The sequence below is a fragment of the Acidaminococcus sp. AM33-14BH genome, from assembly GCF_003603525.1.
GTDB classification, from domain to species: domain Bacteria; phylum Bacillota; class Negativicutes; order Acidaminococcales; family Acidaminococcaceae; genus Acidaminococcus; species Acidaminococcus intestini.
In genome coordinates this window covers 22,143-38,557 of sequence record NZ_QTNG01000001.1, presented here as the reverse complement: position 1 = coordinate 38,557, position 16,415 = coordinate 22,143, and the positions used below count along the sequence as shown (strand labels likewise).

18 protein-coding genes are annotated in these 16,415 nt (G+C 50.1%); 2 read left to right on the top strand and 16 right to left on the bottom strand.

The features are described 5' to 3' along the window. Nucleotides 1-70: 70 nt before the first annotated feature. The 6 genes from DW817_RS00220 to DW817_RS00195 form a co-directional block, all read right to left on the bottom strand. On the bottom strand, nucleotides 71-517 hold the full coding sequence (locus tag DW817_RS00220) for a PaaI family thioesterase (protein ID WP_009014897.1): 447 nt from the start codon (nucleotides 515-517) through the stop codon (nucleotides 71-73). 13 nt (nucleotides 518-530) lie between these two features. Beyond that, nucleotides 531-1,112 (bottom strand): 3D domain-containing protein, encoded by a 582-nt coding sequence (locus DW817_RS00215; protein WP_009014898.1) that lies wholly within the window; start codon nucleotides 1,110-1,112, stop codon nucleotides 531-533. Between the two features lie 28 nt (nucleotides 1,113-1,140). Beyond that, on the bottom strand, nucleotides 1,141-3,039 hold the full coding sequence (locus tag DW817_RS00210) for a glutamine synthetase (RefSeq protein WP_009014899.1): 1,899 nt from the start codon (nucleotides 3,037-3,039) through the stop codon (nucleotides 1,141-1,143). 315 nt (nucleotides 3,040-3,354) lie between these two features. Then, nucleotides 3,355-4,146, bottom strand: coding sequence for a serine hydrolase (locus DW817_RS00205; RefSeq protein ID WP_021737010.1), 792 nt, complete (start codon nucleotides 4,144-4,146; stop codon nucleotides 3,355-3,357). A 61-nt stretch (nucleotides 4,147-4,207) separates the two neighbouring features. Next, on the bottom strand, nucleotides 4,208-5,386 hold the full coding sequence (locus DW817_RS00200) for a DUF819 family protein (protein WP_009014901.1): 1,179 nt from the start codon (nucleotides 5,384-5,386) through the stop codon (nucleotides 4,208-4,210). A gap of 34 nt (nucleotides 5,387-5,420) precedes the next feature. Continuing rightward, nucleotides 5,421-6,515, bottom strand: coding sequence for a dipeptide epimerase (locus DW817_RS00195; protein ID WP_021736915.1), 1,095 nt, complete (start codon nucleotides 6,513-6,515; stop codon nucleotides 5,421-5,423). A 282-nt stretch (nucleotides 6,516-6,797) separates the two neighbouring features. Between DW817_RS00195 and DW817_RS00190 the strand changes: the two genes are divergently transcribed. Beyond that, nucleotides 6,798-8,255, top strand: coding sequence for a serine hydrolase (locus DW817_RS00190; RefSeq protein WP_243634020.1), 1,458 nt, complete (start codon nucleotides 6,798-6,800; stop codon nucleotides 8,253-8,255). 72 nt (nucleotides 8,256-8,327) lie between these two features. Here DW817_RS00190 and DW817_RS00185 read toward each other — a convergent pair whose 3' ends face one another. The 7 genes from DW817_RS00185 to DW817_RS00155 form a co-directional block, all read right to left on the bottom strand. Continuing rightward, nucleotides 8,328-9,512: a hypothetical protein gene (locus DW817_RS00185; RefSeq protein WP_021736918.1), complete on the bottom strand. Its 1,185-nt coding sequence runs from the start codon at nucleotides 9,510-9,512 to the stop codon at nucleotides 8,328-8,330. After that, entirely contained in the window at nucleotides 9,505-10,506 is a 1,002-nt protein-coding gene (locus DW817_RS00180) for a hypothetical protein (RefSeq protein ID WP_016459727.1), read from the bottom strand. Before DW817_RS00180 ends, DW817_RS00185 begins: the two co-directional genes overlap by 8 nt. A 24-nt stretch (nucleotides 10,507-10,530) precedes the next feature. Next, nucleotides 10,531-11,199 carry a putative 7-carboxy-7-deazaguanine synthase QueE gene (gene queE, locus DW817_RS00175; protein ID WP_021736920.1) on the bottom strand — a complete coding sequence of 223 codons (669 nt, stop codon included), beginning with the start codon at nucleotides 11,197-11,199 and terminating at the stop codon, nucleotides 10,531-10,533. Beyond that, complete coding sequence (gene queD / locus DW817_RS00170; protein WP_014128161.1) at nucleotides 11,177-11,503, bottom strand: 6-carboxytetrahydropterin synthase QueD; 327 nt, start codon at nucleotides 11,501-11,503, stop codon at nucleotides 11,177-11,179. Before queD ends, queE begins: the two co-directional genes overlap by 23 nt. After that, a complete protein-coding gene (gene queC / locus DW817_RS00165) occupies nucleotides 11,503-12,204 on the bottom strand; it encodes a 7-cyano-7-deazaguanine synthase QueC (protein WP_009014908.1) in 702 nt (233 codons plus the stop codon). Before queC ends, queD begins: the two co-directional genes overlap by 1 nt. After that, nucleotides 12,197-12,661 (bottom strand): preQ(1) synthase, encoded by a 465-nt coding sequence (gene queF / locus DW817_RS00160; protein ID WP_009014909.1) that lies wholly within the window; start codon nucleotides 12,659-12,661, stop codon nucleotides 12,197-12,199. Before queF ends, queC begins: the two co-directional genes overlap by 8 nt. Before the next feature lie 89 nt (nucleotides 12,662-12,750). Further along, entirely contained in the window at nucleotides 12,751-13,629 is an 879-nt protein-coding gene (locus DW817_RS00155) for a LysR family transcriptional regulator (protein ID WP_009014910.1), read from the bottom strand. A gap of 167 nt (nucleotides 13,630-13,796) precedes the next feature. On the opposite strand from DW817_RS00155, the gene DW817_RS00150 reads away from it, so the two are divergent. Then, nucleotides 13,797-14,489, top strand: coding sequence for a YoaK family protein (locus tag DW817_RS00150; RefSeq protein ID WP_009014911.1), 693 nt, complete (start codon nucleotides 13,797-13,799; stop codon nucleotides 14,487-14,489). Nucleotides 14,490-14,969: 480 nt separating this feature from the next. On the opposite strand, the gene DW817_RS00140 is transcribed toward DW817_RS00150, so the two are convergent. The 3 genes from DW817_RS00140 to DW817_RS00130 are packed head-to-tail and all read right to left on the bottom strand — an operon-like array spanning nucleotide 14,970 to nucleotide 16,301. Next, complete coding sequence (locus tag DW817_RS00140; protein WP_120110276.1) at nucleotides 14,970-15,542, bottom strand: HD domain-containing protein; 573 nt, start codon at nucleotides 15,540-15,542, stop codon at nucleotides 14,970-14,972. Between the two features lie 55 nt (nucleotides 15,543-15,597). Beyond that, complete coding sequence (locus DW817_RS00135; protein ID WP_009015532.1) at nucleotides 15,598-15,912, bottom strand: hypothetical protein; 315 nt, start codon at nucleotides 15,910-15,912, stop codon at nucleotides 15,598-15,600. Between the two features lie 2 nt (nucleotides 15,913-15,914). Next, nucleotides 15,915-16,301 carry a hypothetical protein gene (locus tag DW817_RS00130; protein ID WP_120110272.1) on the bottom strand — a complete coding sequence of 129 codons (387 nt, stop codon included), beginning with the start codon at nucleotides 16,299-16,301 and terminating at the stop codon, nucleotides 15,915-15,917. Nucleotides 16,302-16,415 lie beyond the last annotated feature (114 nt).

Sequence of the window (16,415 nt, the reverse complement as noted above, 5' to 3'; positions counted from 1 at the left end):
CTCTTGGTCTAGCCTAGCGGACCCGCCAGTCAGGCAAGTATTGACAAATGACTCATAGGTAGTTTTTATTTTACCACTTTTGGGGAATCTCGTCAAAATGGCCGACAACAAACATGGTGCCCGTCACATCAACCATTTTGCGTCCATCCGGTCCTTCAATATCAACACGGCAGACAATGGTGGAATGCCCCACGTGAATGAGGGTTGCCGTGGCGATGACGCGGCATTTTTCTGCGGTATTGCGGATGAAATTGACGGAGCTTGAAAGGGTGACAACCTTAGCTCCAATGCTGTAGCAGGCAGCTCCCATGGCCGTATCGGCCAGCGTAAAAAGAGCCCCGCCATGAACCACGCCGTAGCGGTTCCCATGTTTTTTCGGGTCGACGTCCATAGCCATCTTACAAGCGCCGCAGGTCACTTCCAGGATGCTGATATCAGCCAGTTTCATAAAAGCATTTTCTTCGAATTTGTGGTACATCCATTCCTTGATTTCTTGGGCATTCATTACATTTGCCATGGAAAATCCTCCTCTACAAAATATAGACGGTGACGCGTCGTCTGCCCCACTCAAGGGCTTCCCGCCGGCTCATGAACGCAAGGTCGATCCGGTTTCCTTTGATGGCGCTGCCCACGTCAGCCGCGACCGCTTCCCCATAGCCCATGATATAGAGCTTGGTTCCCATGGGGATGATATAAGGATCGGTGGCCACAATCCCCTTGCGCAGGACGCGCCCGGTCGAAGTCATTCTTCCTACACCGGGATCCTGAGGGCTGTAGGCCGAGGCTTCCATGGTCCAGATCTTACGGTACCGACCAAAAGAAAGGCCGCTTTTTTTACTCATCAGGTTATAAAGGGGCCAATCTACGGAACCGGTTAATTTTTTGCCTTGTTTTTTCTGAAATGATAGGACAGCTTCCTTGGTTCCTTTACCAAACTCTCCATCAATTTCGCCCCGATAGAGTTTCAGCTCATGGAGCATCGATTGGACTTCTTCGACACGACGCCCCTTAGCACCGTACTGGGCCACTAGCTTGGCGGCCTGTACGCGACTAAGGGGCGCTGTCAAAAGAAGAAGGAGTGCCAGGAGGAAACCTAATTTCCTTACACGCACAGCTTCTCAACCTCCCTTACGGGAAGGATCAGATCATGTTGTCTAGGTAATCCGTATACAACGCTTCCAATTCTTCCATCTTACGATTTAATTGTACTTGAAGATTGGAGGCTTTGTCAAAATCTCCGTCAGCAAACGCTTTTTTGATTTGACTGAAAAGGCTCGTATTCGTGTCCGTATCCTTGGCAATTTCAACACGCAGGTCCTCTACACGCTGCCACAGTCCATCATCCCAAGCCGTTGACGAAGCCGTCTTCACGGGTTTCATGGCCTTGACCTTATTGCGGTCATTGGGGATAAGATGCTGGAGCAGTTCCGTCTGCCAGCGAATCAAGGCACCTTCCTTGAAGGATTCAAGGTACAGCTTCTTTAATGTGTTGCCGCGGGTCAGGACTTCCACCTTTTCCGGATAGGCATCAAAGGCTTTCATGTTTTCCCAAACCGTTGCCGGCGGTTTGCCAAAGTACTTGTTCCGTTCGTCTTCCGTATAGTCCTCAAAGACGTTATCTTCAGCGCGATAGGCCCGATCTTTTTCAAGGTAGAATCCTTCTTCTCCCGGTTTCTTGGAGATTTCTTTTTCAAGGGCTTTTGTATCCTTGCCCGAACGCAAGACGGCAACAATTCCATCAAGGGCGGACAGGTAGAAAGCCGCCGTAACCATATAAGTGTTGGTAAAAGGGTTGGGAGCCCGCATTTCGATACGCGTTGCCTTCGGGTTATCAACATCACGAATGAGACCAGCAAGGATGGTCCGATTACGGGTCGGCACATCATAGCTGCGGCCAAGACTCGTTACGATACAGATAGGGGCTTCAAATCCAGGTCTCAGACGGTTAAAAGCATCGGTCGTAGCCGAAACGATGGGGTTTACGACTTCATAGTTCTTGAGAATGCCCATGAGCACACCATAGCCTACGGCAGAAAGAAAATCTTTCTTCATATCAGCAGGGCTCATGAGATTGATGATCTTACCGTCTTTCAGGCGGGCGGCAATCCCGACGTGAGTATGTTCACCGCTTCCGGCCACCCCGAAGATTGGTTTGGCTTGGAAAGAAACTTCAAGTCCATTGGAGCGGAAGATTTCCTTCACAACGCTGCGGACCAGGATTTCATTATCCGCAGCCTGGAGCGGGGTCGAAAAACGCCAATCAATTTCCAGCTGTTCATTGACGTGGGTCATATTGCCATTTTCATCGAGTTGGCCGCGGACACCGCCCACTTCCTTATGCCCCATTTCAGGGTTAAGACCATAGAGATTCAAGGTCTGGACGGCTTGTTCCAAGGAAGTCCGAACATTGCCGCGCGTACGCTGCCAATACTGTTCCTGCATGACCTGGGAAGAGGAAAGATCCGTTGTTGAAACATTTTCACGAGGAGTCTTGGTCCAGAACTCAAGTTCCGTTGCGCTGGTGAAAACAATTTCCTCGATTTCCTTGGGATCGCAGGCAAGGCCCGGGACGCTGCCTTCCTTCTTCATTTCCGCGAGCAGTTCCTTTCCCACATAATCAAGGGTGCTCTTAAGGATATAGCGGGAATCAACGAATTCGTTGTTGTGCTTCAAGAAGCAAGGGATGCGGAGCGTCCCAATCATCTTCCCGTTATCAGCATCAAAGTTTTCCGTGTTGTAGTCAACAAACCAGTTGACGCTGAGATCGGCCACCATGTCAACACGGGCGTCATCAAGAGAAGCCACGCCAGGCAGGACAACGGAAGAACCATCCGTCTGGGCCGTGTGTTCATAGAGCATGGTTTCCATATCATCGAGCAAAGCGCTGATAGGAACTTTTTCATCCGTATCGTTGCCAGCAAAATCAATGCCCATGAAAGAAACGAACTGGACTTCCGGATGCTGCAGGAGGATGGCTCTCAACGTATCCGGTGTGAGCTGGCTCGGTTTGATCACATAAAGAAGATCTTTCTGATACATAGTTTCATTACCCCTTTCCTATCTCGCCTATCTATCGACTTACACATTTGGTCTGCACCGCGGACAGCCATCCGTCCACAATGTACACCCTTCAACAAGGAAGCAATCCGAGAGAATTGAATCTCCTCTTGAATTACATGGCTTATTATAGCATACGAAAAAAAGATTGCCTAGTCTTTTTTGCAAATTTTACGAACGTTTTATATTTTTATAATCTTAAAGTTTGAGTTTTTATCATATTTTTTTCATTTTCATCTATTTTTCTTCTCTTTTTTCGCGCATTTCCTTTATTTTCCCGAACTTTAGTAAATTAGATTATCCTAACAAGCCAAAGGCTCTGGCACAAAGGAGACTGACCATACCGATGGTTTCCCGTCCCACATAAGATGCAGGCTGTTCTGTCGTAAGGACGGCCAATAAGTAAGGCCGTTTTCCAAAGAAGATGCCTGCATCATGTTCCACGCCAGCAAGATTTCCACATTTATGGGCAACCTGCACAAAGTCAGGAAGATTGCGTCTAAGGCCTCCCTCCTGCTGCTGACGGGCAAGAAGGGAAATCATCCAGCGGCCGAGGGGGCTGCCTGTTTTAGCAGTCTCGCAGATTACACGCAGCAGATGAACTGTGTCATCAGCGCTTGTCCAATTGTCCCTTTCTTTTTCCCCTGACGCATCAGCCATCATCAAGCGTCCCAAGTGAGTCTGTGCAAGGCCCAACTTTTTTGCTCTTTCATTGATGGCCTTCATGCCCAGTCTATCTATCAGCTGATTGGCCGCTTCGTTGTCACTGACAATGATCATGAGCGTGGCCAGTTCCTCCAGCGTGAAAGTGTGCCCAATTTTCAATTCCTTTATGATTCCATCACCGCCAGTTATGGCTGACCCTAAAATGGAGATTGCTTCCTTAAGGTTTGCCCTGCCTCGCCTGACTTCTTCACAAAGTTCCACAAGAACAAGAAGCTTGATGAGACTTGCCGAAGGCAGTTCATTTTTTCCTCCGATGGAAAACCCCTGCTTCTCCGTAAGGAGCCAGCAACTGACTGCGGTCTTGCCCGGGCGCTTTGCAAGATACATCTCCACATCCTTTTGCAATGCATCCCATGTTTCCACAACAATTCCTCCTTTCACAAAAAGAGAGGGCTGCCTAATAGACAGCCCCGTTTGAAATGAATTACATCATCTTAAGGATAGCGCCGCAGATCATGCCGGCAAAATTCCCAACAGCAGCCCCTAAGACGCCCATAAGGACCCCAATGCCTGCATAGGAGGCATCATAGGCAGAAGCCACAATCGGAGCAGAAGCCGCCCCGCCAATATTAGCAAGGGATGCTGTAGAGACCATGCACAGATCCCAATGAAAAAGTTTTGACAAAAAGAACATAAGGATCACATGAACGGCTAGGATAAAGAACCCATAGACCACCCACATAGGAGCTGCCAGAAGATCCGTTACAGAAGCCGTCGAAGCAAGAAGGGAAACAACTGCATACAGATAAACGCTGGAAAGTTCCTCTACAGCCGGCACCTTGCCAAGAGGCGTCATGGCGCAGACAAGGCCCAGGACCGTTACAAAAAGGGTCGTCATGGACCCTTTATCGAACATCGCAAGACCAACATCCCTAAGTGCCCCGTTGAGGGAAGCCCCTACATATTGGGAAATGGCAGAGACAATAAGGGAAAGTCCAATGAGGAAGATCCAGTCCGCACCGCCAGCCTGTTTCTTTTCCTTTGCCACTTCCGCCGCAGCGGCATCGGCTACAGCCTGAAGCTTTGACGTATCGGCCTTTACAGCATTGTTCCACTTGGAAGCATAGCGGACCATGAGCAGCAGCAAGGCAATCCAAACGGAATAGCAGACCGTATCAAGGGCGAGTGCGCAGCTGTAAGCGCCGGCGTCTACGGGAAGGGCAGCCTGCATGGCTGCCATATTGGCAGAACCGCCAACCCAAGAGGCATACAGGGCAGCTACAGCACCCCACGTGTCACTGCCAAGAGAGCCCTTGAAAATGGGGTACCCAACAATAAACCCGACAAAAAGCGTGAGGGAGCAGCCAAGAAAGATGGCCACCATGCGCCCGCCTAACTTGGCAAGTTTCCGGAAATCGCAGCGCAGGAGCATGACAAAAATCATAGCATACAGGAGATTGTTCTTCAGCGCTTTATAGGCAGCGGAAACTTCTTTGGAATGGTAGAGACCCAAGGTGCAGAAAATCATATTGAGGACATAGATCCAGACAAGGGGCGGCACGACATTGAAAATCTTCCATTTTGTGTATTTTTCAAGGGCAAGAAGAATCCCTGCCAAACACATAAGAAAAGCAATATACATAAAACCATTCGTAATGACCATTATATCCACTTCCCTTCAGGAAAACCAGGCGCCGTCACACATCAAGATAAGTCAAACCGCGGATGCCCTTGATCCCGAGGCCCGGTGCGTCAGAAACGGTAATTTCCTTTTCGTTGAAGACGGCACCGCCATCGATGGGATCTTCACTGCAAAGGACGGGTCCATCAAGATCAACGCGGGTAATGACTTTTTTGGCACAGGCTAGATGCACAGCCGCGTTGACACTCACTTTGGCCTCCAACATACAGCCAATCATGCATTCCATGCCAGAGATCTCCGCCAAGGCAGCAATCTTGAGGGCACTTGTCAAACCACCACATTTCATGAGCTTGATATTGATGAGGTCCGCTGCCCGCATTTCCACGATTTTCAGGGCATCTTCAGCGCTGAAGACGCTTTCATCGGCAAGGACCGGCACATAGGAGCGTTCCGTCACATACGTCAGTCCCTCTAGGTCATGGGCCTTGACCGGCTGCTCCACAAGTTCAATGGCTAATCCGGATTCCTGCATTTCGTTCAGGAGACGGACAGCCTCTTTTGGAGCCCAAGCCTGATTGGCATCAATGCGAATGCGGGGTGCGCTTCCTACAGCGTCACGAATGGCTTTGAGCCTGGCTACGTCAAGAGTTGGATCGACCCCTACCTTTACCTTTAAGGTATCATAACCCCGCTTGATGGCATTTACCGCATCACGGGCCATCTCTTCCGGTGGATTGACGCTGATCGTAATATCCGTGATAATCTTTTTCCGAGCTCCACCGAGCAGTTTATAGACGGGAATCTGATATTTTTGTCCGTACAGATCCCACAAGGCCATATCGACAGCCGCTTTGGCACTGCTGTTTTTGACAACAGCACCGTCCAAAGCTGTTGTCAGGTCCTCAAAATCATCGATATCACGCCCCACAAGGGCCTTACGGATGTGGTCGGTGATGGCGCCAATGATGGCTCCTGTCGTATCACCCGTAATGGCACCGGTTGGAGGCGCTTCTCCATAGCCAATTTCCCCCGTGTCCGTATGCACTTCAACGATGATATCTTCTACGGAATCAACACGACGCAGAGCCGTTTTGAAGGGAACGCGCAGCGGCACAGAAATTCTGCCCAATTTGATGGCTGTTATCTTCATAAAAATACACGCCTCCCACTTTATTTTGATAAATCAAGCATAATTCTTTCTCTTTATTCCGTCAATAAAAACACCCTGATGCCTTTTATTTTCTCCTTTTCAATCATTTTATACATATTTTTTGTATCTTTTTTTATAAAAAATATGCGTCAAAAAAGGAAAATTCCCTGTCCTTTCCTTGTCCTTGCCGTCCGCCTTCGTTATAATGAAGGAAAAGCATTTTTCCCGATAAAAAAGAAAGGTGGTGTCCGGGCCCTTTTCCAGCAAGGTGCCCGTTTTTCATTGAAGAACCCATGGTATCCAAAAAAACTCTTCGTTCTCGGCCTTTTAGGCCTTGTCAGCCTATCCTTTTCTCCCTTGGGCACGGCACAGACCACTGCAGCATCCAAAAAAACGGTAAAGAAAGTAGCTTCCTATCAGACGGCAGGGCAAAAAGTACCGGCAGGCCTTAAAAAAGGAATGCCTTCTGCCCAATCAAAAGCGGCCCTGACCAAGGAACTTGACAGCATGATTGGAGATTCTGGAACGAAAGTCCCTGGCCTTGGCGTCATTGTCTTCAAAGATGGCCGTGAGGTCTACTCCCATTTTGCTGGACGCCGCCATATTGGGGCAAGTTCCGGGGGAAAGGATGAACCCGTAACAAGAAACACCCGCTTCCGCGTTGCCTCCGTATCAAAGACCGTGACAGGCCTCGCCGTCATGCAGCTTGTCCAGGAAGGAAAGATTCAGCTCGACGAGGATATCAGCCACTATCTAGGCTACAGCCTGCGCAATCCTAACGCGCCCACGGTTCCCATAACGGTGCGTATGCTCCTTTCCCACACGTCGAGCCTGCGTGATGGCAGGACCTATAGTCTGCCGCCATCGGTTCCCATTCGGGATTATTTCAAACCGGGCACGAGCTACTACCATCCCTCCCACTTTGCGTCAAAATGGCAGCAGCCAGGAACATATTTCACCTATGCCAACATCAACTACGGTGTCCTTGGAACCATCATCGAAAAAGTAACGGGAGAACGCTTCGACCGTTATATGAAGCGCCATATCCTCACGGACCTTGAAACAGAAGCCAGCTTCTTTCCTGCCACGCTTTCACCAGCAGCTTTCAAGGAATTAGGAACTGTCTATCGAAAAAACAGGGGAAGCAGCTGGAACGAATTTGGACCTTGGATTCCCCAAGTCGATGATTTCAGGGGCCGCCAGCCGAGCCCTGCCCTTGCACCAAGCGGCTACAGCCTTTCTAGCTACAAAGTCGGAACCAACGGGACCATCTTTGCGCCCCAAGGCGGTCTGCGTATTTCCTACGAAGAGCTCTCCCATGTCCTGCGCCTTCTCATCAACAAGGGAACCTTCAATGGCAAACGCATCCTTTCTTCCTCCCTTGTCCGTGAAATGATGACCCCTCAATGGACCTATACCGCGGCCCATAAAAATGGCGACACCTATAACGGTTCCATTGAAGGCTATGGTCTTGCCCTGTACCCCATCAAAGGGACGGGCACAAGCCGTGTTGTCAAGGACCATGTCCTTGACCTATGGGGCCATACGGGAGAAGCCTATGGCCTTCTAGCCGGCGTCTTTGTCGTACCAGGAACCCAAAACGGCTTCCTCTACATCATGAACGGCGAAGCCATAGCGGAAGATGACGACCCGCGAAGTGCCGGGGCCTACAGCGGCAACTACATCTGGGAAGAAAAAATCATGGATGCCATCTGCCGCCACCTTTATTTTGGAGAATAACAAAGAAGAGCTGTGAAAAAATGAGTACTTCATTTTTTCGCAGCTCTTCTTTAATTGTGCACCTATCTTTTCTTAAAAAGGACCTTCATCATCGTCAGAAGGGCCGCTTCCTTTCTTCCTGTCTTTCTTTTCACCGTCATCACAGGTGTCTTCGAATTCATCTTCTAAGGGAACAAGAGGCACATCGGTTTCCTCATCATAGATTTCATCGTCATCGAAATCATCGTCGGAGCCATGCCATTTCTTGTCAAAATAGGATTCATCCTTAGTGAGTAGGAACAGGCCTTCTTGGATAGCTTCCCATGATGTGTAATCATTTTGTTTTTCCGCAACCTTCATGGCCTTTTCCATGGCCTCAAGGACTTCGGAGTCGGCACCGGGTTCCAAGCCAAACTCGGCACACACATCGTCAAAGTCGGCCACTTCAGCTGTAGAGTCAAGGAGGTCGGCCAGTTCCTTCGTAAAGGCATCGGGAAGTTCCGTCTCGGCATTCCAGTCAAGGACATACTCATAGCAAGCCCGTGCTTCGGGAATCCGGCCTTCAAAAGCCAAATAGCGGCCCAATTCGGCAAAAGCTTCCGTAACCCCATCTGCATAGATGGTTTTTCCTTCCCGACGGATATTGTCCAGCCAAGCTTTCCTATCGCCATGTTTCTCGTAGTAACGGTTCATGGCGGCATAAGGGAGTGTATGGAAAGGATTGAGGCGGCAGGCCCACTTGAACTTTTTCATGGCGGCTTCCTCTTTTCCTAGTTTATAAAGGATCATGCCCCACATAAAATACATGACATGAAGGGGCACAGGCATGAGGAGCAGGTTATCCTTTTCGCCGCGCAGGTCCTTGAGGCAGCGGTAAATGGGGACTTCCGTGTTAAGGGCAAGACTCCGTTCATCAAGATCTTCTTCCCCCGAATAAAATTCCCTGTGCATTTCCGTCAGTCTGCGGACCCGGCGCAAGGCCTTCTCCAGTTTACCTTTATCGACAAGGTCAGAAATGGCAAGCAGTTCATCGACGCATTCGTTGTAAAGGGTCAAGACCACATTGTCCACTTCGTCGGGGTCAAAGCTGTCTTCACTGAAAAGGCCCGGTTCCGTGCTTCCCATGATCTGGGCATGGAATCCATCCACATCATGATCATGACCACAGCCGCAGTCACAGTCCCCGTCATGGTGATGGCCGTGAAAAAGTCCTTCTGGAAGCTCTTTTCCGTCGTGATGATCATATTTATGGAAATAAATCAGCTTATCGTCACTCATGACTCTTTCCTTTCTCATCATTGTTATGAGGATAATGGTGATCGTGATTGTGGCAGCCTTCATGACTGTGATCGTGCTTTTTGATCTGAGCTGCCTTTCCTTTGTAGCTCGAGTCCTGCGTCAAGTCATAGAGGTAGGCATATACCCGTTCTGCCGTATCCTCATTATGAAGGGTAAGGGCTCTTTCAGCCACTTCGTCGAGGGCCTTTACAGCGCTTTCATGAGGTCCCTTACCAAGGCCTGCGTCCTTCACCACTTCGTCAAAAGCCGGCAGGCTATCGGGGGAAAGGGCGTTCATAGCGTCCTCCATGGCTTTGTCCCAATAAGACGGCAGGGAATCAAGGATGGGATGGGCTTTCATATAGGCTGCAATGGCAGCCGCCTTTTCCGTTTTCTTTGTCACAAGGTAGTAACGGGCCAGCTCCCCATAGGCTTCCATGAGATTGCGGCGGTAAATGGCCTGTTCATATTCGCGGCGGATATTTTGGAGCCATCCAGACAAGTCTCCCTTCCCTTCAAGGATGCGATTCATGGGATAGTAATTGGCGTAGGAAAAAGGACTCCACATCAGGCTCTGCTCAAAGCGTTTATAAGCGTCTTCCGGTTTTCCCAGGTCCATAAGGATACCGCCCCACAGATGGTAGCCAAGACCAATGGGAAGCGGTGCCGGCGTAAAGCGTTTTCCTTCACATTCCTTGGCAAAGAAAATCGGATAGACGAGGTATTCCAGCGGATGATCAAGGGCCTTAGAAATGAGCTGGTCATTTTTTTCCGGCAAGGCGCTTTCCACAACGCGGCGAATCTTCCGAAGGGCTTTGCGCAGATTGCCAGCTTTTCCAAGCATGCCAATTTCTTCAAGGACGCTAAGGAACTGCTGCTGCTGATCCATCATATATTCCTTGATAAGGTCTTCCGTGACGCCGCCTTTTTTGCGGGCCGCGGCAGCCCGTTCCTGCCAGTACTGACGGCGGGATTTGGAATTCGTTTCTGTCATGACTGGGGTCTCCTTTTCTCCTTGTTACACGCCCCGTGCTTCGGGGTCCCAGATCACCTTGTGGAGCTGAACCTGGACGCAGACGCGGGAAAGCTGATGATGTTTGACAAAGTCCACCAACGCCACAGGCTCAATCTTACCAAAAACAGGGGATACGTAAATTTGGGCCTTGATGGAATAGGTGCTAAGGATGGTTTCCATATAGCGCAGGTCCTCTACGGACCCGACGACAAACTTCAAGACGTCGTCTGCCGTCAGGAGGGAAAGATTTTCCCAGCGCATGCGGTCCTTTTCCCCGGACGAGGGACTCTTGATATCCATGGTATAAAAAAGCCTGTCCGGACGATCCAAAAAGAGCGCTGCCGCGCCGTTCGTCTCAATATTGACCTCATAACCTGCATCCCCTAAACGGCGGCAGAGGGTCTCGATGGGCTGGAGCATCGGTTCTCCGCCCGTGAGGGTCACCCGTTTCCACGGATAGGCTGTTATCTGTTGGAAGAGATTGTCTTCAGACAGCCATTCCTTTGCCTGTGACGCGTCCCAGGCGTAGGCCGTATCGCAGTAGGAGCAGCGCAGGTTGCAGCCAGCAAAGCGAACAAAGGTAGCCATATAGCCAGTTCGCTTTCCTTCTCCATCGATGGAATCAAAAATCTCCACAACCGGGAATCGCTCAGTCTTCATAAACAGCCACATTCCCTTCTGATTCCTGGACCATGACCTTGGTACAGTATGGGACCTGGTCATGGATCCACTTGGCAATGTTTTCCGCCGTCGGATTCATGGACAGGATGGCATTGAGGTTCTGATGGTCGAGCTTTTTTACCACATCCTTGATATGATGGAAGTCGACGACCATCCCATTTTCATCCAGTTCTTCCCGGCGGCAGGTCACTTCAATGATCCAGTTGTGCCCGTGAAGGCGGGTACATTTGCTTTCATAAGGAAGCCTGAGTGCATGGGCACCGCTCACTTCCATCCTTTTTGTTACCGTATACATCACTTTTCCTCCAATGCGGGATCCGGGACACCGTTAGCCGCAAAGGCGCGCGCCCGGTCGATACAGGTACCGCAGGTGCCGCAGGGACGGTCACCGCCTTCGTAGCAGCTCCACGTCAATTCATAAGGAGTCCCCAATTCAAGGCCTTTTTTTACGATGCCTGCCTTGTTGACTTCCACAAAAGGCGCCACCAAATGACACTGCTCATAGGTTCCTATGGAAATGGCCTTCCCCATGGCATCCGTAAAGGCCTCGCTGCAGTCGGCATAAGCATTGCCTGCCGCATCATCGGCGTGGGCGCCAAGGTAAATATCCACATCGTCCTTTTCAAAAAGACTCATGGCAAGGCTTGCAACGGCACTTAGCATCAGCCCATTACGGAACGGCACATAGGTCGATACCTTGCCTTCCCCATTTTGGGCAATCTGGTCCTCATAACTTTCGTGGATGATTTCTTCCGTCGAATGGGACAGGAGACTGCAGTTTGAATACTGGAAGATCTTTGATAAATCCAGTTCATAATGAGGTACATGATAAAAATCAGCCACTTTCTGGGCTGCGTCAAGTTCCTTGCGATGTTTCTGCCCATAAAAGATGGAAACAGTAGCAACGTTTTCCCGGCCCAATTCATGAACCGCCACGGATACACAGGTCGTTGAATCCACACCGCCACTTGACAGGACAAGGGCTTTCTTACTCATGGACAAAGGCCTCCATTCTGCGCTGGGCCATTTCTTTATATTCGTCCTGGTAATAGACGGCAAAAGGGAGGATACTGATACCGCCGCGAGGATTGAAATAACCGGCAACCTCCAGATACTTCGGCGAAAGAAGAGCCACTAGGTCATTTTTAATGATATTGACGCAGTCTTCATGGAAGTCTCCGTTATTGCGGAAAGAAAAGAGATAGAGTTTCAGGGATTTGCTTTCCACCAGTTTGTGATCCGGGATATAGCTGATGACAACGCGGCCGAAATCAGGCTGGCCTGTTTTCGGGCAAAGGCTTGTAAATTCCGGGCAGTTCAGCTTGACCAGATAAGGCGCTTCCTCATGCTTATTGGGGAAAGCTTCCAGGACCGAAGGATCATAGGTACTTTTATATTCCGTATGGCCGCTGCCAAGAGCGGTCACACCGGCAAGTTCTTCTTTTGTTCTCATAATGACAGACCTTTCTTCTTTTTGGTTACGAATAAATATTATATCCTATCTTCCAAGTTTGTTGCAAGGCTGTAGAATCAAGGGCTCCCTTAGGAACTTGCCTTGCCATTTTTCAAAAAGGCAATGAGCTGCTTCATGCCTTCCGACGCATACTGGTGCTTCTTCCAGATGAGGCTCAGGTGAATCTTGAGCGGTTCCTTAAAAGGAAGGAAGCAAAGGTCAGGGTCGTCTAGAAACATTTCCTTATAGCCAACACCCATGGCCCCGCCATTTTTCACAAGCTGGATCATGGTATACAGCTGGGACGTGCGGCAAAGGATCTGAGGTTCCTGACCGGCTTTGCGGAAGCGTTCCTCTACAAGCTCGGACTGAAAGAAAAGTTCTGGCATAAGAACCAGTTTTTCCGCAGATAGGTTTGCCAGAGGCAGGACTTTTTCCCCTGCAAGGGGATGAGCTCGGGAGACGAGGGCTCCTGATTCAAGGTCCGTGACAAAAAGGGACTCAAATCCACTGTATACGGGCTGTGTATGAATAATGAAGGCAAGATCCAGAAGTTCATGTTCCAACTCTTCCTTGATGACCGCCCGCCGCTTTTCCATGATTTCCAAACCGAGCTCCTCATGGTGGCGAAAAAAATCGGTATAAAGGCGGGGCAAAAGCCAGCCTCCTAAAACAGGGGGCACACCAAGACGCAGGATATGACGGCCGGCACCAAGGTCCTGCATGATCCGCACAAGTTTATCGGCATTTTCCGTAAGGGAACGGGACAGCTTGAGGAGCTGCTCGCCTTCTGCCGTCAGTTCTACACCGCGATACTGGCGAACAAAAAGCCCCACGCCAAATTCCTTTTCAAGGGTCTGGATGGCGCTCGACAGGGAAGGCTGGGAAATATGGAGCTGCTGCGCCGCCTGGGTCAAATTTCCGCAGGCGCAGACAGCCTGGAAATAGCGCAGTTGGATGAGGTTCATGACAGGCTCCTTATTCCATAGGTTTATTTTATATCACAAGAGATAAAATATATTATACAAATTTCTCTTTTCACTCTATACTATAACACAAAAAAGAGCGTACTTTTCGTAAAAATTTGTAAGCCTCGTTTCCATAGTACGAGGCACCTATAAAAAGGAGCATGGATATGATGGCATCGACGATTTCAAAGGCAGCAAGCGGGCGAGGCAGTCTTTCCATAAGACTGCGACGAGATTCCTATCCCCTTCTTTTCATCATGACTTCCGTAGGCGGCTTCTGTGCGTCCTACAGCTTTCTTGCCCGGGGCGGTGTATTTGCCTTTGCCCAGACGGGAAACATCATCTATTCCGGTCACGTCATGGCAAGCGGTCATTTTCTGGGCGTCCTGACCTTTCTCTTTCCCATTCTTTCCTATATGCTGGGCCTTTTCCTTTCCCAGCAGCTCAGGGATAGACAGGCTGACCTCGTCACGTTCGAAAAGATCATTCTCCTTTTCCAGAGCCTCCTCATGACCCTGTCAGCCCTCATGCCGGATAGTTTTGCCGCAACCCGCCTTGTACTCTGTCTCCTGGGCCTGTCCTCAGGGCTTCAGATGCAGACCTTCCACCGCGTCGAAGGCCATGAATACACGAGCATCATGGTCATGGGCAACATGAAGCGCACCGTCGAAGCCTTTAGTGCCTACCTGAAGGACCATGAAACAGGATCCCTCAAAAAAGCCCTGCTCTACATCTTCATCAACAGCATCTTCTGTCTGGGCTCTGCTTGGGGCTTTGCCATCACAAAAGCCATGGGCGACTCGGCCATTATCGTTCCAGCCCTGTTTCTTTTGTTCGGCGCCCTCACACTAAAAGAGTAAGGATTGCTTAGCTCTTTTCGAAGCCTTGTCCCCTCTTTCACAAAACCCGTAAAGAAGCCTTACGTTTCAGGGCCTTTTCATTTTCCCAAGTACGCCGCCCCTGTTTTGAAAGAGGGACCTTTCCTACATCCGGCAACGCTGATTGCTGCTTTTCAGGCCTTGCCATCGTAAGGAAGAAGGCGCCTTTCTGCTTACCTTTTAGCGCGTCAGGGCATTCTCTTTTCCCCTTAAAGATGACGGAAAAGAAGGTGGATGGAAAGATTCCCATCCTGCTGCCTTGAAACGTCCTATTATCCTTTCCTCCTGCAGAGTCTCACCGTCGCTGCCCATCCGAGCAAAAACTGGGAAGCTATGTACCCCCCTCCTCAAAAAGGCTGACGCCGTGCCGGAATGGAACCTTTCCGACGGGACGGCAGCACAAAAACAAGTTGGTCACACATAAAAAAGACTCCCCCGACAAGATCAGGAGAGTCTTCTTTGTTACCTTGCGTGGGGCAAGGTCGTTGCTGCCACTAGGCGCTTTGCGTATGTCACAAGGCCCCGGGCCCAGTCCGTCCGCAAATAGCGCACATCAAGGGCGGTTGGGGAAATGCGCCAGCGGTCCAAGGCATCGGCATCCTTGAAAATATCATAGAGCAGGATCGCTTTTTCAAGGCCCTTTTTCCGCAAGGCCTCCTTACCCTGTTCGTCATCCCTGTCATGGTAGGCCATGATAAGATAGGTTCGTTCGTCAAAAGCCACTTCGCCGCGTTCAGCAAAGGCTTTGAAGTTTTCCGCAGCCCGCGCACCGTGTCCAACATCACGCGTGTCGTCCTGCCGACGTGAATCGTGGAATACTGAAGCCTTCACAAGAACGCTCCGTTCTTCTTCAGAAAGCTTGGCCAGGTTGGCAATCTTCAGGCAATAAAGGAGCACCCGGGCACAGTGGTTCTTCGTATGCAAAAGGCTCACAAACTGACCAAAAGTGATGCGGTCTTCCATGAAGTCATACCAGGTATGAAACGTCTCTTGAAGGGATTTGGGTTCTTTTTTGAGGGCTTCATCCAAAAACATGGTTTTGTCTCCTTCCTAAGGAAAGGGACCATGGCATCCCATGGTCCCCTGCGTATTATGATTTGTGGATCAGTTCATTCCGGACAACATGCTTGGGATCTGTAATCAAGAGATTGACAATCCATATGACAAGGGCTAGGGCCACAACTGAAAGGCCCAGGAACGCATCATTCACAAGGGATTCCAAGTCGGGTGTGAAATAGCTCGCGCCCAGTTCCCGATATTCAAAGATGGCATCCACCAGCCACATGAGGGAAGCACCCCAAAAAAGCCAGCACAGGGTCCCCCATTTCATCTGATGCCGCGAGTCCGACCCATACCAGAGCGCCGTTGCCGCAACCGCTGCAAAAACGGTGATGAGCAGGGTCATGATCAGGCCTCGCTTCCGGCGGATTTTGCTTCGCGGAGCGCCTTTTTCTCAAGAACGCGGCTGACGGCAACCATACCGATCCAGACGCCGGTCACCATGAGCGCCATACCGGCCCCAACGGTACCCATTTCATGAAGCATGGAAGCCGTTTCTTCCGCTGATTCCATGGCCGACAGGAAGGGGAAGAAAGGAACGACCTCACCATGCCAAAGATGTTCAAAGGCCAGGAGCGCGCTGCCGCCCCAGAGCATCTTGTTGAGCCAGCCCAATTTTTCCGTTACGAAAAGAGTCCGAACGCCGCTGTTTTTTTTTGCTTTTTTATGACCCAAAAGCTTCGTTGCTGCCGTTACAGCAATCGCTTCTGCTGCAGGTACGATAAAACATGCCATAATGATGACCTCCCTTAACACTCGAAAAGCAACACAGACTTTTCCTTATGCTTCCATTTTACAAAATTTCAAGATATTTGCAACATCAAAATGTTACTTGTCCGTCCCACTTTT

Coding starts and splice junctions, on each gene's coding strand:
- DW817_RS00220 (WP_009014897.1), bottom strand. CDS start 517: ATGGCAAATGTAATGAATGCCCAAGAAATCAAGGAATGGATGTACCAC.
- DW817_RS00210 (WP_009014899.1), bottom strand. CDS start 3,039: ATGTATCAGAAAGATCTTCTTTATGTGATCAAACCGAGCCAGCTCACA.
- DW817_RS00200 (WP_009014901.1), bottom strand. CDS start 5,386: ATGGTCATTACGAATGGTTTTATGTATATTGCTTTTCTTATGTGTTTG.
- DW817_RS00195 (WP_021736915.1), bottom strand. CDS start 6,515: ATGAAGATAACAGCCATCAAATTGGGCAGAATTTCTGTGCCGCTGCGC.
- DW817_RS00185 (WP_021736918.1), bottom strand. CDS start 9,512: ATGAGTGACGATAAGCTGATTTATTTCCATAAATATGATCATCACGAC.
- DW817_RS00180 (WP_016459727.1), bottom strand. CDS start 10,506: ATGACAGAAACGAATTCCAAATCCCGCCGTCAGTACTGGCAGGAACGG.
- queE (WP_021736920.1), bottom strand. CDS start 11,199: ATGTGGCTGTTTATGAAGACTGAGCGATTCCCGGTTGTGGAGATTTTT.
- queD (WP_014128161.1), bottom strand. CDS start 11,503: ATGTATACGGTAACAAAAAGGATGGAAGTGAGCGGTGCCCATGCACTC.
- queC (WP_009014908.1), bottom strand. CDS start 12,204: ATGAGTAAGAAAGCCCTTGTCCTGTCAAGTGGCGGTGTGGATTCAACG.
- queF (WP_009014909.1), bottom strand. CDS start 12,661: ATGAGAACAAAAGAAGAACTTGCCGGTGTGACCGCTCTTGGCAGCGGC.
- DW817_RS00155 (WP_009014910.1), bottom strand. CDS start 13,629: ATGAACCTCATCCAACTGCGCTATTTCCAGGCTGTCTGCGCCTGCGGA.
- DW817_RS00150 (WP_009014911.1), top strand. CDS start 13,797: ATGATGGCATCGACGATTTCAAAGGCAGCAAGCGGGCGAGGCAGTCTT.
- DW817_RS00140 (WP_120110276.1), bottom strand. CDS start 15,542: ATGTTTTTGGATGAAGCCCTCAAAAAAGAACCCAAATCCCTTCAAGAG.
- DW817_RS00135 (WP_009015532.1), bottom strand. CDS start 15,912: ATGACCCTGCTCATCACCGTTTTTGCAGCGGTTGCGGCAACGGCGCTC.
- DW817_RS00130 (WP_120110272.1), bottom strand. CDS start 16,301: ATGGCATGTTTTATCGTACCTGCAGCAGAAGCGATTGCTGTAACGGCA.